The sequence below is a fragment of the Curtobacterium sp. MCLR17_031 genome, from assembly GCF_003234775.2.
Lineage (GTDB): Bacteria > Actinomycetota > Actinomycetes > Actinomycetales > Microbacteriaceae > Curtobacterium > Curtobacterium flaccumfaciens.
Window position 1 is genome coordinate 3,247,493 of sequence record NZ_CP126270.1, and the last position, 21,490, is coordinate 3,268,982.

Below are 21,490 nucleotides of genomic sequence, written 5' to 3' on the forward strand. Positions count from 1 at the left end.
GAAATCGCAGGTGGGCCTTCGGGCGTGCCGCGGGTCAGACCGCGCGGCGCCGTCGCATGATCGCGTCGAGGTCGGCCTGCTGGTAGGCGTCGTCGTCGAGGACACCCATGCCGGCCCACTTGCTCGGCGGCCCGGCGGGCTCGTCGGCGGGAGCAGGAGCGGCAGGAGCAGCAGGAGCAACGCCGGCCGACGCAGCGGGGGCCGCGGGGGCCCGGAGCCCGAGCCGTTCGGCCAGACGCCCCTGGTCGTGCGCGGACAGCGACGCCGCAGCCTCTTCGAGTTCGGGTCGCATCCGCGACACCCGCGCCAGCGACGGGTCGGACTCCCCGGCGCGGATCGCGGCCGCTTCGGCCTCGGCTTCCGCCTTGGCCGCGGCGACGCGCTCCTTCAGGCGGGCAGCGAGTTCCGCCGACGACTCGGGCGACGCGGCCGGAGCGGCCGGCCGCTCCACGTAGAGGGGCTTCGGCACGTGGTTCGGGGTCCAGGAGCGGTCTGCTGCAGGCTCGGCAGGCTGCTCGGTCGACAGGGGCGGCGCCGGGTCCGTCCAGGCGGTGGACGGCCGGGAGGCGCGGGTCGCGCCCGTCTCGGCGGCCGCGAGACGCTGCTTCCGCGCCGTCGCCACCTGGTGCAGCTGGGCCAGGACCGCTGCGGACCCACCGGCGGCGACGAGTCCGGCGACACCGACGAGCCAGAGTGACGGTGCCGTGACGAAGACCACGAGGGCGATGACGACGCCGAGCGTGCCGAACAGGGTCGCTCCGAGCCGGGAACGGCGCATGCGCATCGCGGTCAGGGCCGGCACGGCGGACGCCCGCTCGAGCACCGGTGCCTGCTCGGCCAGGCGGCGGGTGATCTCACGCTGCCGCGCGGCTTCGTGGGCTCGGACGATGGCGGTGCGCTTGGCCTCTTCGGACCGGGCGACGCGCTGCGCCTGGGCGAGGGACTTCGCGTTCATCTCGATGCGGACCTCGTCCGGCAGCTCGGCGGTCTGCGCGAGGATCCGGAGGGTCTGCTGCAGCCGGATGGCGTTCCGCTCCGTGGCCAGGTACTGGCGGCGGGCGGCCCACGACGGCATCAGGTAGACGAGCCAGAGGACGGCCGCGACGAGCAGGACGATGCCGCCACCCCACGAGCCGATTCCTGCCATGCGAACACGGTAGGGGCGGCGGTTCCCGCGCCGCGTCATTGCCGGACGCGTGTTGCGCGTGTCGGGGCGGAATCCGTGGGAGGCGAGCCGCGCCTCCAGGCCCGTCAGACGTGGGACGTCAGATGCGGGGCGTCGTGTCCAGCGGCATCGCCGCCTCGTCTCGTGCGGCGAGCGGCACGGCCCCCACGCCGGGCGGCACCTGCCCCTGCACCCAGCGCTCGAGGACGCCCCCGCGGACTTCTTCGGCCACCAGCGCGAAGCAGAAGTGGTCGCGCCAGTCCCCGTTGATGTGGATGTACCGGCGACGGAGTCCCTCGTACCGGAAGCCGAGCTTCTCGACGACGCGCAGGCTCGGGGCGTTCTCCGGCCGGATGCAGATCTCGATCCGGTGCACGCCGAGCGAGCGGAAGCAGTGGTCGACGGCGAGGGCGACGGAGATCGGCGTCACGTTGTGGCCAGCGGCGTCCTCGACGACCCAGTAGCCGATGGAGGCGCTCGCGAGCGAGCCGTAGGAGATGCCGGAGACGTTGAGCTGCCCGACGAAACGGCCGTCGAGTTCCATCGCGAACGGGAGTCCGAGTCCCGCGCGGGCGTTGGCCTGGAGCGCGCGGATGCTGCCCCGGACGTCGGTGGAGACGTGTCCGGAGGGGTTCGTGGCCTCCCAGGTGCGGAGCCACGAACGGTTCGTCGCGAGTGCCGCGTCGAGGTCGCGGGTGTCGCGGAGCCGGAGGGGCCGGATGGTGACCCGCCCGTGGGACAGGGTCGGGATCGTCGTCATCGCTGGGTTCCTCCGGGGTCCCGCCCCGGTGCGGGACGGGGTGTCCCGCCCGGGTCCGTGATCACCGGACCCGAGCGGGATGGCCGACTATTCGCCCGCGTTGAACTCCTTCAGCCACGACTTGAGGTCGGGGCCGAGGTCATCGCGGTCCGAGGCGAGCTGCACGATCGCCTTGATGTAGTCGAGTTTGTCACCGGTGTCGTACCGGCGTCCACGGAACACGACGCCGTACACGCCGCCGGTCCACTCTTCCGCGCTCGCCATCTTCATGAGCGCGTCGGTCAGCTGGATCTCGCCGCCCTTGCCCGGCTCCTGCTTCTCGAGGACGTCGAAGACCTCGGGACGGATGACGTAGCGGCCGATGATGGCCAGGTTCGAGGGCGCTTCGCCCTGCGGGGGCTTCTCGACGAGGCCGGTGATCTTCACCACGTCGTCGGTGTCGGTCGGCTCGACCGTGGCGATGCCGTACAGGTGCGTCTGCGACTCGGGGACCTCGAGCAGGGCCACGATCGTGGCGTTCTTCTCGCCCTGGACCTCGATCATGCGCTGGAGCAGCGGGTCACGAGCGTCGATGATGTCGTCACCGAGGAGCACGGCGAACGGCTCGCGGCCGACGTGCATCTTCGCGCGGAGCACCGCGTGGCCGAGGCCGAGCGGGTCACCCTGTCGCACGTAGTGCATGTCGGCGAGGTCCGTCGACTGGTTCACCTTCTGCAGCTTCTCGTGGTCGCCCTTCTTGCGGAGGGTCTCCTCGAGCTCCGACACGTGGTCGAAGTGGTTTTCGAGCGCGTTCTTGTTGCGCCCGGTGATCATCAGCACGTCGGTCAGCCCGGCACCGACAGCCTCTTCCACCACGTACTGGATGGCCGGCTTGTCGACGACGGGGAGCATCTCCTTCGGCATCGCCTTGGTCGCGGGGAGGAAGCGGGTACCCAGCCCTGCGGCCGGGATCACCGCCTTCGAAATCTGGAAGCCCATGCTCAGACCGTATCCGATCCCCCTTTCGAGGGCATGTCGTCGCTCCGGGGGACACGGGACCCCGCGTGTTCCCGGCGGGAAGCCGCAACCGTGCCCCTCGGTAGACTCCTGCGCATGATCGCCGATCTCGGGAACGAGAAGCGCGCCCTGCGAGCCGAACTCCGGCAGCGGCGGCGCACCCGGACCACGACCGAACGCGACGCGGACACCGAGACCCTGACCGCGACCCTGCAGCGCTTCGTCGAGGAGCGCCAGGTGACGTCCCTCGCCCTGTACCTGTCCGCACCGGACGAGCCGAACGTCCGGCCGTTCCTGAACTGGGCGTTCGGGCAGGGCATCCGCGTGCTGCTGCCGATCACCCGCGAGGACGGCCTGCTCGACTGGGCCGTGGGCGACGGCGAGAGCGAGACCGAGAGCCTGCTCGGCCTGCCCGAGGTCGTCGGCGAGGTCCTGTCCCCGCTCGCGATCAACGACGTCGACGCGATCCTGGCCCCGGCGGCGGCGGTCGGGCACGACGGCGTCCGCATGGGCTGGGGGCGCGGCTACTACGACAAGACCCTCGGGTCCATGGCGAACCGTCCGCCCGTCTATGCTGTGATCTTCGACGCGGAGTACCTCGACGAGGTCCCGCGCGAACCCCACGACGAACCCGTTGACGGCATCATCACGCCGTCGCGCATCATCACGTTCCGGAGCTGACGTGCCCACCTACTCGTACCGTTGCACCGAGTGCGACAACGCGTTCGACATCAAGCAGTCCTTCTCCGACGCCACCCTGACGGAGTGCCCGGTCTGCGGCGGCGTCCTGCGCAAGGTGTTCTCCCCGGTCGGCGTGACCTTCAACGGCGGTGGCTTCTACCGCACCGACTCGCGCCCGGCCCCGAAGTCCGAGGGCTCGTCGAGCACCCCCGCGAAGTCCGAGTCGAAGAAGTCGGAGCCGGCGAAGAAGGCCGAGTCGAAGCCCAGCGGCTCGAAGCCCGCCGCGTCCTGACGCGGCCTGCGCTCTCCGGATAGGTTGGGGCGCGTCGCCACTCGGCGGCCGTCCTCGACCCGGAAGGAGACCCTCGCATGAAGGGCTTCAAGGAGTTCCTGCTCCGCGGCAACGTCATCGACCTGGCCGTCGCAGTCGTCATCGGTGGTGCGTTCACCGCGATCGTCAACGCGATCGTCAACGCCGTGATCAATCCGGCAATCGGCGCGGTCTTCAACGCGTCCAGCCTGGACAAGGCGCTGCCCGTCGTCATCCCGACCGTGTCCGGCGGGAACGCGACGATGTACTTCGGTGCGGTCATCGGCGCGGTGATCAACTTCGTGATCGTCGCCGCGGTCGTGTACTTCGCGCTCGTCGTGCCCGTCAACCACCTGAAGAAGGTGGCGTTCGAGCGCGTCAAGAACGACGAGCAGCAGACCCCGCAGGACGTCCCCCCGACCGACGTCGAGGTGCTGCTCGAGATCCGCGACCTGCTCCGCCCGCAGAACGGCGGCGCGACCAGCACGGGGGCGCACATCGCCCCGTCGAACGCTCCCGAGGGGCCCGGCATCGGCGGCTCGACGAAGCTCTAACGCGCGACGGAACCAGGTTCCGGGCACAACACCACGGAGATCCGCGGTGCTGTGTCCGGAACCTGGTTTCGTTTGCGAGGGGGCCCGTCAGGCGGCGGGGACCGCGCGACGCTTCGCGAACATCGCGACGGCGTACTGCGCACCGGCGAGCACGTGCCCCGCCGTGCCGAGGTACACGAACACCAAGGCCACGACCCGGACCCACGGCGCGTTCTCGTCGACGGTGTGCACCGCGGAGAACAGCAGCACCGGCAGCCCGACGAACAGCAGGGCCGAGCGGATCTTGCCCGTCCACGTGACGTCGAGGTCCGGGTTGCCGTGGAACAGCACGCTCGACAGGACGACGAGCACCAGGTCGACGAGCACCACGACGGCCACCACCCACCAGGGCAGCAGGCCGACGAGCACCAGGGACAGCACGATCGCGATGATCGCCAGGCGGTCGGCGACGGGGTCGATGGCCTTGCCGAGCTTGGAGCCCTGGTCGAACCTGCGGGCGATGAAGCCGTCCGCCCAGTCGCTCACGCCGATCACGACGAGGGCGACGAGCGCCCACCCCGGGTGGCCGGCGACGACGAGGCCGATGAACACCGGGATCAGCACGAGGCGGAACAGCGTGATCAGGTTCGGCCAGGTCTGCCAGTCGGGGCGCTGTCGCGCGGTGTCAGTCATCACGGGCCAGGCTACCGGTTACCAGTGCGGGGGGACGTCGCGCCGGAGCTGGTCGTCGTTCTCACCGTCGCGGTGCCGCGCCGGTTCCGGCGGCGGTGCGGGGTCGTAGCCCGCCACCGGCTGGGTGGTGACGCGTCTGCGGCGCCGCACCGGGCCTCCCGGCTGGTCGGCCGTCTCGCCTCCGTCGGCGGCGGGACGGACGGGAGGCGCGGCTGACGACGCGTCGTCGACTCGCGTCCACGTGCCCACCAGCTGGTCCGTCTCCGGCGTCACCGGACCGGCGGGCCGCGAGGCCCGGCGGCTCATCGGCGGGCGGGGATCGGCGGTATCGAGATCTCCTGCGTGGCGCCGCGGTCGACCCCGAGCACGGACGCGACGGTGTCGGCGACGCGGTCCGGGTCGGAGAACAGCTGGAACGCGTGCACGCGCACGTAGTGCCAGCCGAGTCGGCGGAGGACCTCGGGGCGCAGGCGCAGGGACTCGCGCAACGATCCCTTGACCAGCGACGCATCGGTCTCGATCGTGACGCAGACCCCGCCGTGCGCGGCGACGAGGCCGAGCTTGCCGCGGTGTCCGAGCGCGACCGGGATGCCGCGCATCTCGAGGCGACGTGCGAGGTCGACGAGCAGCGGGTCGGAGTCGTCCGGCACGTACTCGGCGGTGGTGCGGGCACGCACCTCGGCCAGGATCTCGGCGAGGGCGACGGTGCCGTGGCCCATGCGCTCGGCCTCGATGTCCGACGGCTGGAAGCAGGTGACGATGACCATCGAGCGACGCGCACGGGTCATGGCGACCGCCAGCAGCCGCTCGCCGCCGGGCTTGCCGAGCGGACCGAAGTCGCGCAGCACGCGGCCGTGCGGGGTGCGGCCGTAGCCGATGGAGAACACGACGCGGTCGCGGCTCTGCGCCACCGACTGCTCGAGCGTCGCCACGATGAACGGCTCGGCACGGTCGCCGATGACGAACTCGGTCAGGTCCTTGTGGCCCTGGGCGGCGGTCAGCACGGCCTGCTCGACGCGCACGGCGTGCTTCGCCGACGCGGTGATGACCATGAGCGACTCGGTCGGTCGGGTGCGGGCGTGGTCGATGACGAGGCGGACCACGCGGTCGACCTCGGCGTCGACGCTCTCGACGGCACCGGACTCGGGGTCCGGGACGGCCTTGCCGTCGCTGACGTAGTCGAGCGCGATCGAGCCGTGGCCGAGGAACGAGCCTGCCCACGGCAGGGACTCGATCTTGCCGCCGTAGAAGCGACGGTTCACGAGCTCGGCCAGGTCCTCGCCGCCGGCGCGGTACGACCGCGACAGCGACAGCGTCGGCAGCAGGGTGGACAGCTTCGCCAGGGCGGAGTCGGCGTGGAACGCGTCGAGCGTGCCCTCGTCGACCTGCAGCGCCCGGTGCTCGGGGTCCACGGCGATGCGGAACGGCGACGGCGTCTGGGTGACCGGGTCGCCGAACACGACGGTCTGGCGGGCACGGCGGACGGCACCGACGGTCTCGGCGATCGTCACGGCACCGGCGTCGACCAGGATCACGGTGTCGAAGGGCATCGTGTCGGCGATCTGCGGCACCTCGTACGGGCTGGCGAGCCAGACGGGTGCGATCGACCGGGACAGGTGCGGTGCGGAGTCCTGCAGCAGGCGCGAGGTGATCGCGCCGTCGCGGAGCTGGGTCTTGAGCGCAGTCGCTTCTTCGGGCCAGTCGACGAGACCGACCTTCCAGTTCTCGGCGAGCTGCCACGCCAGGCCCTGGGAGACCCCGGCCGCGTGGGCGTCGTCCACCAGGCGGAAGTCGGCCTCGACCCGGTCGAGCATGTCGGTGTTGGCACCGAGCAGGGCACGGTCGGACTCGAGCATGGTCTCGAGGGCGGACTGCCACCAGGCGAGCTCGAGCTCGGCCGGCACCTGCACGTCCGGCACGTGCCGGTTCGCCAGGTCGGTGATGAGCGGCTCGAGCTGCAGGTCGCGCAGGGTCTGCATGAGCTCGGTGCGCTCCTGCAGGTTGTGCAGGACGTCGGACTCGGCGGCGAGCTCGGCGATGGTCGGGACGAGCTGGTCGACCGGGGTGTTCGCGAGCTGGCGGTCACGCTCGGTGCGGCCCAGCGGCTCGTCGAGGCGCGCGAGGTCCTCGGCGACGTTCGAGAACAGCACCTGGACGTCGGCGATGCCCGTGGGCACCTCGGGGTTCACGCCGGCGGCGACGTAGCGCTGCCAGAGCACCCGCTGCTGCTGGACGCGGGTCAGGGCCTCGTGCAGGTCGGACACGTGCACGCCCGGACGGACGTACTCGCGGGCGAGCTTCTTGAGCCGGCGACGGTTCGTTGACGACATCGGAGCGCCCTCGCCGCGGGGGGCGGTGGCGGCCACGAGCTCGGACACCGAGCGGTCGAAGACCACCGGCAGGAAGCGGTCGAGCGTGTCACGGATCTCGGTGAGCAGGCGCAGGTAGATGCCGAGCTCGTTGATCGTCGTGAACTGGCGCATGTGCGTCGAGCTCACCAGGTCGTGGGCGCGGCGGAGCAGGGTCGGCAGACCGTCGGCGTCGAGGTCCTTCGCGATGCGGTGCGCACGCTGGGCGCCATCGCTCGAACCGAACTTCGCGCCGTACCAGGGCGAGTCGTCGGGGCCGTAGCGGAACTCACCGAGGTTCGCGGCGCTGACCATCGTCTCGGCGACGCGCGAGCGGCCCTCGACCATCGAGGCGACGGACTGCTTCGACAGGCGCGCGGTGGTCGACGGGGCCACGGGCAGCAGCGACAGGCGCGACAGCTCCACCAGGCAGTCGAGCACCGAGACGCCGAAGTCGGGGTCCTTGCGGGTGAGCGAGCCGCGGTAGTCCTTGAGCACCTTGCGCAGGCGGACCAGGGCGTCATCCACCTCGCGGAGGTTCGGACGCGCGGCCTTCTCGTTCCGGGCGATGGCACGGACGACGTCACGGCGCAGGGTCGACGGCGTGACTGCGACCCCGGGCAGCTGGACCTCGCCGAAGCGGGCGGCGATGCCCCGCAGGGTGGCGCGGCGCGGGCTCACGACGAGCACGCGCTTGTTCGCGGCGACCAGGCCACCCAGGGCGTTCACGATGGTCTGGGTGCCACCGGTGCCTGGAAGGGTCTTCACGACGATGGAGTTGCCGGCCGTGATCTGCGCGATCACGTTCTCCTGCTCGTCGTCGGCGTCGAGCAGGAGCGTGTCGGTCTCCGGGCTGCGCTCGTCCGACGGGGTCTGCTCGACCGGGTGGTAGGACTGCTCGACCTGCCACTTCGCGCTCGGGTTGCCGGCGAGGGCGTCGAGCACGGGGTGCGACAGGTCGCCGGTGTCCTCGACCATGCCGGTGGCGACCTCGGCGAAGGTGGACACCACGAGGCGTGCGTGCACCGAGAAGCCGGGGATGTGCGCGGTCAGGCCACGCAGGCGGTCGATGACGGGGTTCGGCGTGAACGAACCGTCCTGCTGCGCGAGGGCCACGAAGGACTGCGCGTCGAGGATGACCCCGAACTGCTCGTGCAGGGCGTCGGCGAGGCCCGGGTTGAGCACCGGTTCGCCGAGCAGGCGCACCTCGAAGTCGCGTCCGTGCCGGCGGATCGCCAGGGGGCGCAGGAGCACCGGGCCGCGGAACTGCTCGTCGCCGTGCTTCCAGTCGGCCATGCCGATGCCGAGCTTCACGGCGTCGATGCCGCGCACGGTGGCGAGCTCGGTGCCCTTCGCCTCGACGTGTCCGGCGGCCACGCGGGCGGCACGGAGCGCCACCTCGTCGCGGATCAGGCTGGACAGCAGGGTCGTCTTGCCGGTGATGAACTGCGCGAGACCGCCCGGGTGGGTGGTCGAGAGCTCGATGCGGGCGCGCGGGTGGTCGCTGAAGTGCGTGAGCGGGCTCGTGCCGCCGACGCCGGTCAGCTGGGTGCGCCAGCCGTCCCACGTCGGTTCGGCCGCGTTGCCGGCCTGCAGCCGCGGGTCGCCGAGGCTGATCGCCTGCGGGCTCGTCATCTGCAGCTCCGGGCGGAGCGTGCGGTCCGGCTCGTCGTCGGTCCGTTCCTGGTCCACGTCCTGCTGCTCGTCTCGGTCGTCGTCGGGGCGCACGCGGGCACCCTCGACGGGGACGTCGTCGTTCACGTCGTCCTCACCGTCGGTCACCCTGTCCGCTCGCCACACATCCGACACTGTAGGCGGAACCGGACGGCCTCTCTGGCAATGAACCGAGGTTTCGGGGTTTCCGCACGGACGTGACCGCCGTGCGGCCCGACGTGCGCCGCCGTCCGACCCGACGTGCGGCGCGCCCGATCCGACGGCAGCCCCGTCCGGTGTGGTACCAACGGGGCATGGCCACCGACGACCGCACCGCTCCGTCCGCCCCCACGCCGAACCGGCGTCGATCGGTCCCCGCCGAGATCTCACGGTCGTGGCTGCTGGTGTCCGGCACCGCCACCGACCGGTTCGACAAGTCCCAGCGCTCCCGCGCCGACCAGATCATCCTGGACATCGAGGACGCCGTCGACCCCGCCGCGAAGCCCTCGGCCCGGCAGGGCGTCGCCGCCTGGCTGGCCGGCGGTGGCGAGGCCTGGGTGCGCATCAACGACGTCACCACGGACTTCTGGGCGGACGACGTCGAGGAGCTCCGCGGCCTGCCCGGGCTGCAGGGCGTCATGCTCGCCAAGACCGAGTCCCCCGCCCAGGTCACCGACACCTGGCACCGGCTCGGCGGCCAGACGCCGGTGATCGCCCTGGTCGAGTCGGCCCTGGGCATCGAGGAATCCGTGTCGATCGCCAAGGCGCAGGGCGCGTTCCGCCTGGCCTTCGGTTCCGGCGACTACCGCCGCGACACCGGGACCAGCGCCGACACGCTCGCGATGGCGTACCCGCGGTCGAAGCTGGTCGTCGCCTCGCGCGTCGGCGACCTGCCGGGCCCGATCGACGGCCCCACGGTCGGGTCGTCGCACCCGATCCTCCGCGAGCAGTCGCAGGTGGCGGTGTCGCTCGGCCTCACCGGGAAGCTCTGCCTGGACACCGAGCAGCTCCCCGTCATCAACGAGGTCATCTCCCCCACGCCGACCGACGTCGCCTGGGCGCAGGACTTCCTCGACGACTTCGAGGCCCGCGGCCGGGTCATCCGCGACGGTTCCGACCTGCCGCGGCTCGGTCGGGCGCAGAAGATCCAGCGGCTCGCACAGGCGTTCGGGGTCGAGGCGCGGTAGGACTGCACGCATGACCTGGTCCAACGTCCCCGGCCCTCCGCCGCAGTCCTCCTCCGGTCCCACGGACGCGCAGCGCGCGGCGTGGGAGCGCGGTGGCACCACGCTGTTCCCGCCGGCGAAGCTCGCCGACCGGATCTCGACGGTGCTGCTCCTGGTGTTCGGTGCCGTCATGACCGCGATCACGGCGGTCGTCGGCGTCGTCGCGATCGCCTCGGCCACGGCGGAGTGCGACGCCTCGTCGGGTTGCACACCCGGCGGGTACTTCGGTGGCGCGGCCATCGCGGTCGGTGGCGCCTTCGTCATCGGGGTCGCCACGGTCGTGCTGTCGATCGGCGCGTGGATCCGACGGAAGCCGTCGTGGTGGATCGCCGCGGTCGGCTTCGTGCTCGCGATCGTCGTCATCGTGTGGGGCGGGGTCGTCTTCGCGAACGCCGTCGACAGCGGTTCCGCCTCGTCGTCGGTGTCCGCCAGCGCCTGACCGGCGCACCGACACCACCCTCGCGACCGGACACCGTCGTCCGACGCGTGTCGGGTCGGAGAACGCGTGTGCGTTCCGCCCTGGAGGCGCGGGGCGGGGCCGCCACGCGCCTCCAGTCCGCAGCGGGGTAGCGTCCGGAGCATGGTGACGGTGTCGCGGACGACGGTCGCGGTGGTCGGTGGCGGCCCCGCAGGGGTCGTCCTCGGGCTGCTGCTCGCCCGCGCCGGCGTCGACGTGCGTGTGCTCGAGCGGCACGACGACTTCAACCGGGACTTCCGGGGCGACACGGTGCACGCCTCGACCATCCGGCTGCTCGACGAACTCGGCCTCGGAGCACCGTTCCGGGCGCTGCCGCAGTCACGCCTCGACGACTTCTCGCTGCCGATGCCGGACGGCTCACGACTGCTGCTCGGTGACTTCTCGCGTCTCGCACCGCCGTACGACCACGTGGCGATGGTGCCGCAGTGGGACCTGCTCGACCTGCTCGTGACCGCCGCCCGTCGGGAACCGTCGTTCCGCATCTCGATGGGCCTCGCGGTGACCGGGCTCATCGAGGAGAACGGGGTCGTGACCGGGGTCCACCTGCGGCCGCGGGACGGGACCAGCGAACCCGAGGAACTCCGCGCCGACGTCGTGATCGCCTGCGACGGGCGGAACTCGGTGCTGCGTCGCGCCGCCGGGCTCGTGCCGCGAGCGTTCCGGGTGCCGTTCGACACCTGGTGGTTCCGGTTGCCCCGGCACCCCGGGGACGCGGCGAGCGCCCTCACCCCCGCGTTCTCGGACCGGGACGTGCTGCTGAGCTTCCCGCGGCCGGACTACCACCAGGTCGCGTACTTCGCGCCGAAGGGCTCGGACGCGGCCCTCCGCGCCGCGGGGCTGACGGCCTTCCGGGCCCGGGTGGCGCGGCTCCGACCGGACTTCGCGGACCGGGTCGACGCGATCGCCTCGATGGACGACGTGCACGTGCTCGACGTGCGCATGGACCGCCTGCGCCGGTGGTGGCGCCCGGGTCTGCTCTGCATCGGCGACGCCGCGCACGCGATGTCGCCCGCCGGCGGGGTCGGCATCAACCTCGCGGTGCAGGACGCGGTGGCGACCGCGACGATCCTGGTGCCGGCGCTCCGACGGGGGCTCCGCGGTGACGGCCTCGACCGGGCGCTCGCAGCAGTCCAGCGTCGTCGGACCCCGCCCGCAGCCCTGGTGCAGGCCGCGCAGGCGGTGCTGCACCGGGTCGTGTTCGAGCGGGCCTTCGCCGGGCACCTGCAGGACGGTCCGCCGCTGCTCCCGGTGCTGCTCGCGCGCTGGGTCCCGCCGGTCCGGGGCCTCTACGCCCGCGGCATCGCGTTCGGCCCACTGCCGGAACACGCGCCGTCGTGGGCTCGTCGGTGACGGAGGCTCCTGGCGCGTCGGTGCGGGAACTGGGCGTCGGCGTCGGGGGCGGGCGCATGCTGGGCCGATGAAGCAACGAGTCATCGGAGACGTGTCCGTCAGTGCCATCGGTCTGGGCGGCATGCCCATGTCGATCGAGGGCCGACCGGACGAGCGTCAGTCCATCGCCACGATCCACGCAGCGCTCGAGAACGGTGTCACGCTCATCGACACCGCCGACGCCTACCACCTGGGCGGCCACGACGAGGTGGGGCACAACGAGGAGCTCATCGCGCGGGCCGTCCGGGAGTTCCACGACGACACCTCGGACGTGCTCATCGCGACGAAGGGCGGGCACCTGCGCCCCGAGGCCGGCAACTGGGCGCAGAACGGGCACCCGGAGTACCTGAAGGAGGCGGCGAAGGCCTCGGCGAAGCGGCTCGGCGTCGAGCAGATCGGCCTGTACCAGTTCCACCGCCCCGACCCGGGGGTGCCGTACGCCGACTCGATCGGGGCGCTCGCCGAGCTGCTCGACGAGGGTGTCATCCGGATGGCGGGCATCTCGAACGCCGACCCGGACCAGATCCGCACCGCGAACGAGGTGCTCGGCGGACGCCTGGCGTCGGTGCAGAACCAGTACTCGCCGAAGTTCCGGTCGGGTGAGCCGGAGCTCGAGCTGTGCGACGAGCTCGGCATCGCGTTCCTGCCGTGGAGCCCCCTCGGTGGCATCGGGAGCGCGGCGGACCTCGGCACGGCGTTCGAGGACTTCGCGTACATCGCCCGCGACCGTGGGGTCACCCCGCAGGTCATCGCCCTGGCGTGGGAGCTGCAGAAGAGCGACGTCGTCGTGCCGATCCCCGGTGCGTCGCGGCCGCAGTCGATCCTGAACTCGATCACGGCGCCGACCGTGCGGCTGCGGCCGGAGGACGTCGCACGCCTCGACGCCTCGCAGCCCGCGGCCGTCTGACGCCCGTTCCCCCGACGGGGGAAGCACGACGCCCCGCCGCTCCTGGTCCAGGAGCGGCGGGGCGTCGTCATGCGTGGCCGGGCGTGCGCCCGCTCAGCTCTTGGCGGGGCAGACCGCCGAGACCTGGTCGAGCGTGGTCTGCACCTCGGACTGGGCCTTCGTGACCTCGGCGGAGTCCTCGGCCGCGCCGGAGCGGATGGCCGAGCTGTAGCCCTTGGCCGCGCCGGAGAAGTCCTCGAACGTGTCGTGCACCTGGTCGTTCGAGACCTTCGTCAGCGCCGAGTCGATGCGCTGGACGAACTCGTCGACGAGCGCCGCACGGGCCTTCGGATCGGCCGGGGCAGAGCTGGAACCCTGCTCCTTGAGGAACGACGCGAGTTCGTTCTCGAGCAGCGAGCAGGCTTCCTGCTTGGTCTGGGCGGGTGCTGCTGCGGCGGTCTTCGAGGCCGACGGTGCGCTGGACGAGCCCGAGTCGCCCCCGGAGGAGCCGCCGTCGGACGAACCGCCGTCGCCACCCGAGCAGCCGGCGAGCAGCGTGAGTGCGAGGCCGGCGGTGGCGAGCGCGGTGAGGGTGCGGCGCATCAGGAGTTGCACTCCTTCTGGAACGCGTTGCCGGCGTCCTGGACCTTGGTGCTGGACTTCGTCAGGGCCGAGACGTCGGCCGACTGCGGGTCGTCGGCGATGTCCTCGATGTCGTCGACCAGGTCGCCGTAGGCCTCTTCGAAGGCGTCGCCCTTGGCCTTCAGGTCGTCGTCCGACAGGTCGTCGACGCCGTCGGAGATCTTCTCGTCGAGCTCCTTGAGCTTCGTGACGGCGGCGTCCGGGTCGGACTGCAGGTTCGCGGCCTCGGACTGGACGCCCTGGGCGGCCGACTTGACGGTCTTCTCGAACTGCGTGCACTGATCGGCCTTGGACGGCCCGGTCGAGCAACCGGCGAGCAGCGTGAGTGCGAGGCCGGCGGTGGCCAGCGCGATGAGCTTCTTGGGCATGGTGGAGAGTCCCCCTCGATCTGTCCGCACTCCCCCGGATGAGGTGCAGATCCGTCATCGAGCGTACAGGGAACATCCACAGGGAGACCGGCCGGGTTGTGAGCGACCGGCACCCGGCCGAAGGCACGTGGCGCGTACCGTCGAGGGCATGCGAGCCATCACGTTCGACGACGCTTCCATGTCCGTCACCGACCTGCCCGACCCGGAACCCGGTACGGACGAGGTCCTGATCGAGGTCGCCGCGGCCGGCGTCAACAACGCCGACCTGCAGCAGCGTGCGGGGAACTACCCGCCGCCGCCCGGGGCCTCGGAGGTCCTCGGGCTGGAGGTCTCGGGCACCGTGCGGGCCGTCGGTGCGGGCGTCACGACCGTGGCGGTGGGAGACCGGGTGTGCGCGCTGCTCTCCGGCGGCGGGTACGCGGCACTCGTGGTCGCGCCGGTCACCCAGGTGCTGCCGGTCCCCGAGGGCGTCGACCTGGTCGAGGCGGCCGGCCTGCCCGAGGCCGCCTGCACCGTCTATTCCAACATCGGCATGCTCGCCGGGCTCCGCCCCGGGCAGACGCTCCTGGTGCACGGGGGTACGGGCGGCATGGGGTCGCACGCGGTGCTGTGGGCGAAGGCCCTCGGTGCGACGGTGATCGCGACGAGCGGCGGCGACCGCAAGGTCGCCGCGTCCCGTGAGCTCGGCGCCGACCTGGTGGTCGACCACCGCACGGAGGACTTCGTGGAACGCGTCATGGCGTTCACCGACGGTGTCGGCGTCGACGTGGTGCTCGACGTCGTCGGACCGTCCTACCTGGAGCGGAACCTGCAGGCCCTCGCCCCGAACGGGCACATCGCTGTCATCGCCTCGGGCAGCGGCCGCACCGCCGAGCTCGACTTCGGGGTGCTGATGTGGAAGCGCGCGACGATCAGCGGCACGACCCTGCGCGCGCGGCCGCTCGCCGAGAAGGCCGCCATCGTCGAGGCGGTCCGCTACAACGTCTGGCCGCTGGTCGCCGCCGGCCGGGTGCGCCCGGTCATCGACTCGGTGCTGCCCCTGGCCGAGGTCGAGGAGGCCCACCGCCGCGTGCGCGACGGCGAGGTGATCGGCAAGGTGCTGCTGACGCCCTAGGCGTGCACGCGGGCGAGGAACTCGACGAGCGCCGGGTGCTGCGGGTGGTCGAGGACGTCGGCGGGGGATCCCTGCTCGACGACCTCGCCGCGGTGCAGGAACACGATCCGGTCGGCGACGTTCCGCGCGAAGTGCATCTCGTGCGTCGTCATCAGGATCGTCGAACCCTGCCGCTTCAGCTCCGTGACCAGGTCGAGCACCTCGCCGACGAGCTGCGGGTCGAGGGCGCTCGTGACCTCGTCGAGCAGCAGGAGTTCCGGGTCCGACGCGATCGCCCGGACGATCGCGACGCGCTGCTGCTGCCCACCGGACAGGCGGTCAGGGTACGCATCGGCGAACGAGCCGAGACCGATCCGGTCGAGCAGCCGGCGCGCGGTGTCCTCGGCCTGGGCCCGTCCGATGCCGTGCACCTGGCGGGAGGCGAGCGTGACGTTGTCGAGCACGCTCATGTGCGGGAACAGGTTGAACTGCTGGAACACCACGCCGATGCGCGCCCGCACGGCGTCGACGGCGACGCGCGGGTCGGCGATGTCCGTGCCCTGCAGCAGGATCTCGCCGTCGTCGATGCCCTCGAGCAGGTTGACCGTCTTGAGCAGCGTCGACTTCCCGGAGCCCGAGGCCCCGATGACGCAGATGACCTGGTGGCGGTGGACCGTCAGGTCGATCCCGCGCAGGACCTCGTGCTCGCCGAAGGCCTTGCGCAACCCGCGCAGTTCGAGGACCGCGGCGTCCGCACCGGACGCACCACGGGCCTCCTGGCCAGCCTCGCTCATACGGTCCCTCCGATCTGTTCGCGCCGCTGCTGGCGACGCGCGATCGCGTCCGTGACGCGGATCAGCGGCAGGCTGATCACCACGAACAGCAGCCCGGCGACGAAGTACGGCGTGAAGTTGTAGGTCTCGGCCTGCGCGATCTGGGCGGAGCGGACCGCGTCGACGGCCCCGAGGATCGACACCAGACCGACGTCCTTCTGCATCGACACGAAGTCGTTCATCAGCGCCGGGGTGACCTTGCGGATCGCCTGCGGCAGCACCACGAGCCGCAGGGTCTTGGCGTGCGAGAGTCCGAGCGACCGGGCGGCCAGGCGCTGCGAGGGGTGCACGGCCTCCATGCCGGCCCGGAGCACCTCGGCGATGTACGACGAGTAGGTCAGGGTGATCGCGATCGTGCCCCAGACCTCGGCGGGGAGCCGCGGGAACACCCCGAGCCCGGGGATGCCGTAGCCCACCAGGTAGAGCACGATGATGAGCGGCAGGCCACGGAACAGGTCCGTGTAGCCGGTCGCGAGCATCCGCAGCGGGAAGAACACCGGGTTGCGCAGGCCGCGGACGACCGCGAGCAGCGTGCCGAACACGGCGACGCCGATGGCGCTGAAGAACAGGATCCGGACGTTCAGCCAGAGGCCCAGCAGGATGTCCGGGAACGTGTCGACCGCGGTCTGCGGGTCGAAGAACGACTGCTGCACCGCTGCCCAGCCGGGGGTGTTCACGACGCCGAAGTACACGACGGCGAGCACGACCAGGGTGGAGACGACCGACACCACGACCGAGCGACGGCCACGCTGGCGGCGGTAGAGCCGACGCTCGAGCTCGACCTCGCTCGGCGCGGGTGCGGCGACCGGGGTGCCGGCCCCTGCTGGCAGGGTCATCCGGTTACTTCAGGACCGGCGTGCCGGTCTCCGACGACAGCCACTTGGTCTGCAGGTCCTGCAGGGTGCCGTCGTCGTCGAGGGTCTTCAGGGCCTTGTCGACCTTGCTCGTCAGCTCCGAGTCCTTCGGCAGGACGAAGCCGAACTGGTCGCCCTTGCCGTCGTCGGGGAACTGCGCGGACACGGTGCCGTCGTCGACCTGGGCCGAGGCCATGTAGAACGCCGTCGGCAGGTCGGTGACGATCGCGTCGATCTGCCCGGACTTGAGCGCGAGCACGGCGTCGTCGTTGGAGTTGAACACCTGCGGCGTGACTCCGAGAACGTCCTTGACGCTCGCGATGCTCGTCGAACCGGTCGCGACGCCGATCGCGTCCTGCTTGAGGGCAGCGATCGTGGTGTCGCCGGCGGCCTTCGACCCGGAGGTCGTCACGACCGCCTGGGTCGTCGTGTAGTAGGCGCTCGACATGTCGACGGCCTTCTTGCGCTTCGCGTCGATCGAGAACTGCTGGACGTTGAGGTCCCAGTCCTTCGGTCCCGGTGCGATGGCGCTGTCGAAGGTGCTGCGCTTCCACACGACGTCGGACTTGCCGTAGCCCATCTCCTTCGCGACCGCGTACGCCACGGCGGACTCGAAGCCCTTGCCGGACTGCGGCTTGTTGTCCTCCACCCAGGGCGAGTACGCGGGGTCACCGGTGGCGATCGTGAGCTTGCCGTCGGTCACGGTGCCGTCGGCGTTGCTGCTGCCCCCGGCGGAGCAGGCCGACAGGGCGAGGGCGGCGACCGCGGCGGTGGCGACGGCGAGGGTGAAGCGGAGGTGACGGGTCACGGTCGGGCCTTCGTGCGAGGGGGGCGGGGGCAGGTCGAAGTGTACTTCGCGGTGGGATACCAACGCGAAACGGTGTCGCGGTGCTACTCGGCGGCGGAGTCCCCGTCGTCGGCCATCGTGAAGTCGTCGAACGAGAAGCCCGGCGACACCAGGCAGCTCAGCAGCACCTCGCCGTCGCCCGGGATCGTCCGCTGCCACACCCCGCCGCGCACGAACGCCTGCGCGTCGTTCACCCGGTCGCGGCCGGCGTCCGGGCCGAGCGTGATCGTCGCGCCGGGCTCGGGGACGTCACCGTCGCCGCCGAGCTGCAGGTCGACGGTGTCCGGCCCGTGCCACATCCAGATCTCGTCGCTCGTGACCCGGTGCCAGGCGGAGGCCTCGCCCGGGGGCAGCAGGAAGTGGATCAGGGTGGCGGCGGGACGGTCCCCCGCGGGGGTGGTGACCGTCGCCGGCGAGGTCCAGGTGCGGACGTACCAGCCGCCCTCGGGGTGCGGTTCCATGCCGAGGGCGATCGCGCGCTTCGGCACGTCGAGCCACTCGATCAGCTCACCGGTGACGGTTCGGCGTGCGGCCATTCCGGGGTGGGGTGCGGACTCGGTCATCGTTCCTCCTGGTGCGGTGCGGGGATGTCCATGTGCGGGGAAGCCGGTTCGGTGACGACGCCCGCCGCGGCGCGGACGACCCCGCGGATCACCGTGGCGGCCGCCCGCCCGGCGCCGTCCTCGACGAGCTCGGCGAGCGCGTCCGGCACGGTCCGGGCGTCGACGTCGAAGACCGCCAGGTCGGCGCGCGCCCCGACGGCGAGGTGCCCGATGCGGTCCGGCCCGACGGCGAGCCCCATCGCGTGCGCACCACCGAGGGTCGCCGCCGCGAGCAGCCGCTCGTGCAGGTCACGGTGCCCGTAGCCCTGGGCGCGGGCGATCCGGTGCAGCGCGGTGACGTCGGCCATCAGGTCGAGGGACGGCGACGACGACAGGGAGTCGGTGCCGATCGCGATCGGGCTGCCCTCGCGCAGGTAGTCGGCGACGGGCGGCGGGTCGAGGCCGATGACGGCGTTCGACCGCGGGCACAGTGCGACGGCGGTGCCACGGGCACGCAGGAGCGCCCGGTCGGCGGCGGTCATGTACACGCCGTGGGCGATGTGGCAGTCCGGCCCGAGCACGCCGAGGCGGTCGACGAACGCGGTCGCGCTCGCACCGAAGCCCAGGGCCCGCAGCGCCCGGAACGACGGCACGTTCGCCAGGTGCCAGTCGTTCCCGTGGCCGACGCCGTCGACCCCGTCGAGCCCGGGGACCGGGCCGAGGGCGGTGCGCTCCCCCTCGAACGCCGCCTCGCCGAGGTGCAGGTGCAGCCGCAGACCGCGCTGCCGCACGATGTCGGGGAGCTCGAGCAGCGGAGCGACCTCGAGCGAGTAGGGCGCGTGCGGCGACAGGCCGGCACCGGGCGTCGTGGGGATGCGGTCGAGTTCGTCGAGCACCTGGTCGCGTCCGTGCGACTGCCAGGCGTCGTTCTCCCAGTCCATCACCTCCCAGTACGCGATGCCGCCGAGCCCGGCGTCCTGCAGGGCGGTCGAGGCCTCGATGTCGGTGACGATGTCCGCGATGCTCGTGACGCCGGCCAGGATCGACGCCCGTGCACCGTCCGCGGCTTCGGCCCGCCAGTCGTGCGGTTCGGCGTAGTCGACGTTGAACGCTGCGGCCCAGTCCTCGAACCCGTTGTACTGCCGTTGGCCGACACTGGCCATGCCGGTGTACTGGAGGTGCGAGTGCGCGTTCACGAGTCCGGGCAGGAGCGCGCCACGCCACTGCCGCTCGGTGAAGGTCGCGCCGGAACCGGTGAGCTGGTCGATGACCCACGACCGGTCGCCGACGTGCAGGATCCGACCGTCCTGCACGGCGACCGCGCCGTCCGCGATCGGTGGTGCGGTCATCGGGACGACGACGCGCGCCGAGTGCACCGTGACCGGGTGCTGTCGGGCGCTCACGCCGGGTCTCCGAAACGGTGCGTCCGGACGTCCGGCTCGCGGTCCGCCGGGTGCTCAGCGGGGAGGCCGGGAGGCAGGGGTCGGCTCCCGAAGGCGGCGAGCGCCGTGCGGGCGGTCACGTCGTCGACCGCGGGATCGATCGGCACGACGGCGCGCTCCAGTTCGTCGCCGCGCTCCAGGAGCATCCGGACGGCGCCGAGCTGCACGGCGAACGACAGGTCCATGATCTCGACCGGGTTGCCCTCGGCCGCGGTGATGTTGATGCAGCCACCGTCGTCGAGCACGATCGGCCCACCGTCGGCTCCGGGGAACACGAACCGCTCGGCCTTCGGCCCCACGTCCTGGCGTCGGGCCCCGGCGGCGAGCGCGTCGTCGATGGCGATCTCCTGGTCGACCCCGCCGGCGACGGCGAGGACCGCACCGCCCGCGCAGGCACGGAGCACCTCGAGGTCGATGGTGTCCTGCACCCCGGTGGCGCTCATCACGAGGTCGGCGTCACGCACCGCCTCGACGAGCGGGGCCACGGCGTACCCGGCGAACCGCGCCTGCAGGGCGCGGACCGGGTCGGTCTCGGCGACCGTCACCCGGAACCCGAGGGCGGTGAGCACCAGGGCGACCCCCTCGCCGACGTGCCCGAACCCGGCGACCGCCGCCGCGCCTCCCGGGATCACCCGGTGCGTGCCGGACGCGAGCCCGTCGACCAGGTCGAGCACCGCGAACACCGTCGACTGCCCGGTGCCGTACCGGTTGTCGAAGAACGTCTTGGTGCGGGCGTCGTTCACCGCGATCACCGGGATGCCGAGCTCGCCGCGCGCTGCCAGCACACGCAGGGGCCGCAGGCCGCTCGTGGTCTCCTCGGCGGCGCCGAGCATCGTCGGCAGCAGGTCGGGGCGTTCCTGGTGGGCGAGCCGGATGACGTGCGAGCCGTCGTCGAGCAGGATGTGCGGCGCGGTGTCGAGCATCGCGAGGGCCAGCTGCTTCTGCTCGGGGAGCGTCGCCGTGCTGCTCGCGAACACCGTCAGGCCGGCGGATCGCAGTGCGTCGGCGACGGCGTCGTCGGTCTCGTCGGCGTGGGCGTAGACGACGACCTCGGCGCCGGCGTCGCGGAGGAGCAGGCTCAGTACCGCCGTCTTGGGCTCGAGGAACATCGCGACGCCGATGCGGGTGCCGCGCAGGAGCCCGCCGTCGCGGAGTTCCGCGGCGACCGAGCGGGCGACCGGCATCGACCGTCGTGCCCAGCGCAGGCGTGCGTCCGCTGCGGGGTCGTCCTCGGGGTCGCGGCCGGTGGAGACGAGGAAGACGTCGTCGGAGAGCATCGGGACGGCGAGGACGCCGGGGCGGGCGGGTGCGACGGGGCCGAAGGCGTCCTCGTCGACGGCGGGCAGGTACCGGCCGGCGTCGATGACGACCAGGGTGGTGCCGCGCGGGCGGTCGGCGGCCTGCTCGACCGCGGGGGTCGATTCCTCGGGCGTGCCGAGGCACCAGAGCTGGTCGACGAGGTCGGACGGGTGCTGCGGGTTCGGTTGCTGCTGCTCGTCGGCCTCGTGCGCGCCGAGTGCGGTCAGCAGGTGCCGCAGTGCCGCGGCGTCACGGAGGTCACCGCCGACGATGCGGAACCGGCGGGCGGCGACGAGCAGGTTGGTCGCTGCGGCGAAGCGCCGCACGGCCCCCGAGGCCCAGGCCAGCGTCGCGGGGTCGGGTGCTGGCGGCATGTGCCAATCGTAGGGCGAGCGGGGCGCAGGTTCGGCGGCGCTGCGGGAATGCCCGGGGGCGCTCCGACGTACTCTCTG

General features: G+C 72.1%; 21 protein-coding genes. 8 read left to right on the forward strand and 13 right to left on the reverse strand.

The features are described from left to right. Positions 1-34: 34 nt before the first annotated feature. The 3 genes from DEI96_RS15355 to galU form a co-directional block, all read right to left on the reverse strand. The gene (locus tag DEI96_RS15355) at positions 35-1,147 is read right to left on the reverse strand and encodes a hypothetical protein (RefSeq protein WP_111024333.1); all 1,113 of its coding nucleotides are present in this window, start codon (positions 1,145-1,147) and stop codon (positions 35-37) included. 118 nt (positions 1,148-1,265) lie between these two features. Continuing rightward, the gene (locus tag DEI96_RS15360) at positions 1,266-1,925 is read right to left on the reverse strand and encodes a GNAT family N-acetyltransferase (protein WP_110865431.1); all 660 of its coding nucleotides are present in this window, start codon (positions 1,923-1,925) and stop codon (positions 1,266-1,268) included. An 87-nt stretch (positions 1,926-2,012) separates the two neighbouring features. After that, positions 2,013-2,903, reverse strand: a complete 891-nt coding sequence (galU, locus tag DEI96_RS15365; RefSeq protein ID WP_027466560.1) for a UTP--glucose-1-phosphate uridylyltransferase GalU — start codon at positions 2,901-2,903, stop codon at positions 2,013-2,015. A 114-nt stretch (positions 2,904-3,017) separates the two neighbouring features. Here galU and DEI96_RS15370 point away from each other — a divergent pair, with 114 nt between their 5' ends. The 3 genes from DEI96_RS15370 to mscL all read left to right on the forward strand — a co-directional run bounded on the left by DEI96_RS15370 (position 3,018) and on the right by mscL (position 4,466). Beyond that, positions 3,018-3,602, forward strand: coding sequence for a 5-formyltetrahydrofolate cyclo-ligase (locus tag DEI96_RS15370; RefSeq protein ID WP_111024332.1), 585 nt, complete (start codon positions 3,018-3,020; stop codon positions 3,600-3,602). A 1-nt stretch (position 3,603) separates the two neighbouring features. Further along, positions 3,604-3,894 (forward strand): FmdB family zinc ribbon protein, encoded by a 291-nt coding sequence (locus DEI96_RS15375; protein ID WP_111024331.1) that lies wholly within the window; start codon positions 3,604-3,606, stop codon positions 3,892-3,894. Between the two features lie 77 nt (positions 3,895-3,971). Then, the gene (gene mscL / locus DEI96_RS15380; protein ID WP_111024330.1) at positions 3,972-4,466 is read left to right on the forward strand and encodes a large conductance mechanosensitive channel protein MscL; all 495 of its coding nucleotides are present in this window, start codon (positions 3,972-3,974) and stop codon (positions 4,464-4,466) included. Between the two features lie 87 nt (positions 4,467-4,553). On the opposite strand, the gene DEI96_RS15385 is transcribed toward mscL, so the two are convergent. Next, positions 4,554-5,138 (reverse strand): CDP-alcohol phosphatidyltransferase family protein, encoded by a 585-nt coding sequence (locus tag DEI96_RS15385; RefSeq protein ID WP_071244104.1) that lies wholly within the window; start codon positions 5,136-5,138, stop codon positions 4,554-4,556. Positions 5,139-5,440: 302 nt separating this feature from the next. Further along, entirely contained in the window at positions 5,441-9,268 is a 3,828-nt protein-coding gene (locus tag DEI96_RS15390) for an ATP-binding protein (RefSeq protein ID WP_111024328.1), read from the reverse strand. A gap of 185 nt (positions 9,269-9,453) precedes the next feature. On the opposite strand from DEI96_RS15390, the gene DEI96_RS15395 reads away from it, so the two are divergent. The 4 genes from DEI96_RS15395 (at position 9,454) to DEI96_RS15410 (ending at position 13,139) form a co-directional block, all read left to right on the forward strand. Continuing rightward, positions 9,454-10,326 (forward strand): HpcH/HpaI aldolase/citrate lyase family protein, encoded by an 873-nt coding sequence (locus DEI96_RS15395; protein WP_111024340.1) that lies wholly within the window; start codon positions 9,454-9,456, stop codon positions 10,324-10,326. 10 nt (positions 10,327-10,336) lie between these two features. Then, the gene (locus tag DEI96_RS15400; RefSeq protein ID WP_111024327.1) at positions 10,337-10,804 is read left to right on the forward strand and encodes a DUF6264 family protein; all 468 of its coding nucleotides are present in this window, start codon (positions 10,337-10,339) and stop codon (positions 10,802-10,804) included. A gap of 141 nt (positions 10,805-10,945) precedes the next feature. Beyond that, positions 10,946-12,193, forward strand: coding sequence for an FAD-dependent oxidoreductase (locus DEI96_RS15405; RefSeq protein WP_111024326.1), 1,248 nt, complete (start codon positions 10,946-10,948; stop codon positions 12,191-12,193). Positions 12,194-12,260: 67 nt separating this feature from the next. Beyond that, complete coding sequence (locus DEI96_RS15410) at positions 12,261-13,139, forward strand: aldo/keto reductase (RefSeq protein ID WP_111024325.1); 879 nt, start codon at positions 12,261-12,263, stop codon at positions 13,137-13,139. Between the two features lie 93 nt (positions 13,140-13,232). Here DEI96_RS15410 and DEI96_RS15415 read toward each other — a convergent pair whose 3' ends face one another. Continuing rightward, entirely contained in the window at positions 13,233-13,721 is a 489-nt protein-coding gene (locus DEI96_RS15415) for a hypothetical protein (protein WP_111024324.1), read from the reverse strand. After that, positions 13,721-14,128, reverse strand: coding sequence for a hypothetical protein (locus tag DEI96_RS15420; protein WP_111024323.1), 408 nt, complete (start codon positions 14,126-14,128; stop codon positions 13,721-13,723). Before DEI96_RS15420 ends, DEI96_RS15415 begins: the two co-directional genes overlap by 1 nt. A gap of 148 nt (positions 14,129-14,276) precedes the next feature. Here DEI96_RS15420 and DEI96_RS15425 point away from each other — a divergent pair, with 148 nt between their 5' ends. Beyond that, positions 14,277-15,242 (forward strand): NAD(P)H-quinone oxidoreductase, encoded by a 966-nt coding sequence (locus tag DEI96_RS15425; protein WP_111024339.1) that lies wholly within the window; start codon positions 14,277-14,279, stop codon positions 15,240-15,242. On the opposite strand, the gene DEI96_RS15430 is transcribed toward DEI96_RS15425, so the two are convergent. The 6 genes from DEI96_RS15430 to DEI96_RS15455 form a co-directional block, all read right to left on the reverse strand. Beyond that, positions 15,239-16,015 (reverse strand): amino acid ABC transporter ATP-binding protein, encoded by a 777-nt coding sequence (locus tag DEI96_RS15430; RefSeq protein ID WP_111024322.1) that lies wholly within the window; start codon positions 16,013-16,015, stop codon positions 15,239-15,241. The genes DEI96_RS15425 and DEI96_RS15430 overlap by 4 nt on opposite strands. After that, complete coding sequence (locus DEI96_RS15435) at positions 16,012-16,890, reverse strand: amino acid ABC transporter permease (RefSeq protein ID WP_111024321.1); 879 nt, start codon at positions 16,888-16,890, stop codon at positions 16,012-16,014. The genes DEI96_RS15430 and DEI96_RS15435 overlap by 4 nt, the downstream gene beginning before the upstream one ends. Positions 16,891-16,894: 4 nt before the next feature. Next, on the reverse strand, positions 16,895-17,716 hold the full coding sequence (locus DEI96_RS15440) for an ABC transporter substrate-binding protein (protein ID WP_110865420.1): 822 nt from the start codon (positions 17,714-17,716) through the stop codon (positions 16,895-16,897). Between the two features lie 83 nt (positions 17,717-17,799). Further along, on the reverse strand, positions 17,800-18,318 hold the full coding sequence (locus DEI96_RS15445) for a cupin domain-containing protein (RefSeq protein WP_245164783.1): 519 nt from the start codon (positions 18,316-18,318) through the stop codon (positions 17,800-17,802). Then, on the reverse strand, positions 18,315-19,700 hold the full coding sequence (locus DEI96_RS15450) for an amidohydrolase family protein (RefSeq protein WP_244993254.1): 1,386 nt from the start codon (positions 19,698-19,700) through the stop codon (positions 18,315-18,317). The genes DEI96_RS15445 and DEI96_RS15450 overlap by 4 nt, the downstream gene beginning before the upstream one ends. After that, positions 19,697-21,412, reverse strand: a complete 1,716-nt coding sequence (locus DEI96_RS15455; protein ID WP_111024319.1) for an adenosylhomocysteinase — start codon at positions 21,410-21,412, stop codon at positions 19,697-19,699. The genes DEI96_RS15450 and DEI96_RS15455 overlap by 4 nt, the downstream gene beginning before the upstream one ends. Between the last annotated feature and the right edge of the window lie 78 nt (positions 21,413-21,490).

Bases quoted from the DNA above. Each gene is read 5' to 3' on its own strand.
- DEI96_RS15395 (WP_111024340.1), top strand. From the start codon at position 9,454: ATGGCCACCGACGACCGCACCGCTCCGTCCGCCCCCACGCCGAACCGG.
- DEI96_RS15445 (WP_245164783.1), bottom strand. From the start codon at position 18,318: ATGACCGAGTCCGCACCCCACCCCGGAATGGCCGCACGCCGAACCGTC.
- DEI96_RS15415 (WP_111024324.1), bottom strand. From the start codon at position 13,721: ATGCGCCGCACCCTCACCGCGCTCGCCACCGCCGGCCTCGCACTCACG.
- DEI96_RS15435 (WP_111024321.1), bottom strand. From the start codon at position 16,890: ATGACCCTGCCAGCAGGGGCCGGCACCCCGGTCGCCGCACCCGCGCCG.
- mscL (WP_111024330.1), top strand. From the start codon at position 3,972: ATGAAGGGCTTCAAGGAGTTCCTGCTCCGCGGCAACGTCATCGACCTG.
- DEI96_RS15355 (WP_111024333.1), bottom strand. From the start codon at position 1,147: ATGGCAGGAATCGGCTCGTGGGGTGGCGGCATCGTCCTGCTCGTCGCG.
- DEI96_RS15405 (WP_111024326.1), top strand. From the start codon at position 10,946: ATGGTGACGGTGTCGCGGACGACGGTCGCGGTGGTCGGTGGCGGCCCC.
- DEI96_RS15430 (WP_111024322.1), bottom strand. From the start codon at position 16,015: ATGAGCGAGGCTGGCCAGGAGGCCCGTGGTGCGTCCGGTGCGGACGCC.
- DEI96_RS15420 (WP_111024323.1), bottom strand. From the start codon at position 14,128: ATGCCCAAGAAGCTCATCGCGCTGGCCACCGCCGGCCTCGCACTCACG.
- DEI96_RS15400 (WP_111024327.1), top strand. From the start codon at position 10,337: ATGACCTGGTCCAACGTCCCCGGCCCTCCGCCGCAGTCCTCCTCCGGT.
- DEI96_RS15425 (WP_111024339.1), top strand. From the start codon at position 14,277: ATGCGAGCCATCACGTTCGACGACGCTTCCATGTCCGTCACCGACCTG.
- DEI96_RS15370 (WP_111024332.1), top strand. From the start codon at position 3,018: ATGATCGCCGATCTCGGGAACGAGAAGCGCGCCCTGCGAGCCGAACTC.
- galU (WP_027466560.1), bottom strand. From the start codon at position 2,903: ATGGGCTTCCAGATTTCGAAGGCGGTGATCCCGGCCGCAGGGCTGGGT.
- DEI96_RS15410 (WP_111024325.1), top strand. From the start codon at position 12,261: ATGAAGCAACGAGTCATCGGAGACGTGTCCGTCAGTGCCATCGGTCTG.
- DEI96_RS15455 (WP_111024319.1), bottom strand. From the start codon at position 21,412: ATGCCGCCAGCACCCGACCCCGCGACGCTGGCCTGGGCCTCGGGGGCC.
- DEI96_RS15385 (WP_071244104.1), bottom strand. From the start codon at position 5,138: ATGACTGACACCGCGCGACAGCGCCCCGACTGGCAGACCTGGCCGAAC.
- DEI96_RS15360 (WP_110865431.1), bottom strand. From the start codon at position 1,925: ATGACGACGATCCCGACCCTGTCCCACGGGCGGGTCACCATCCGGCCC.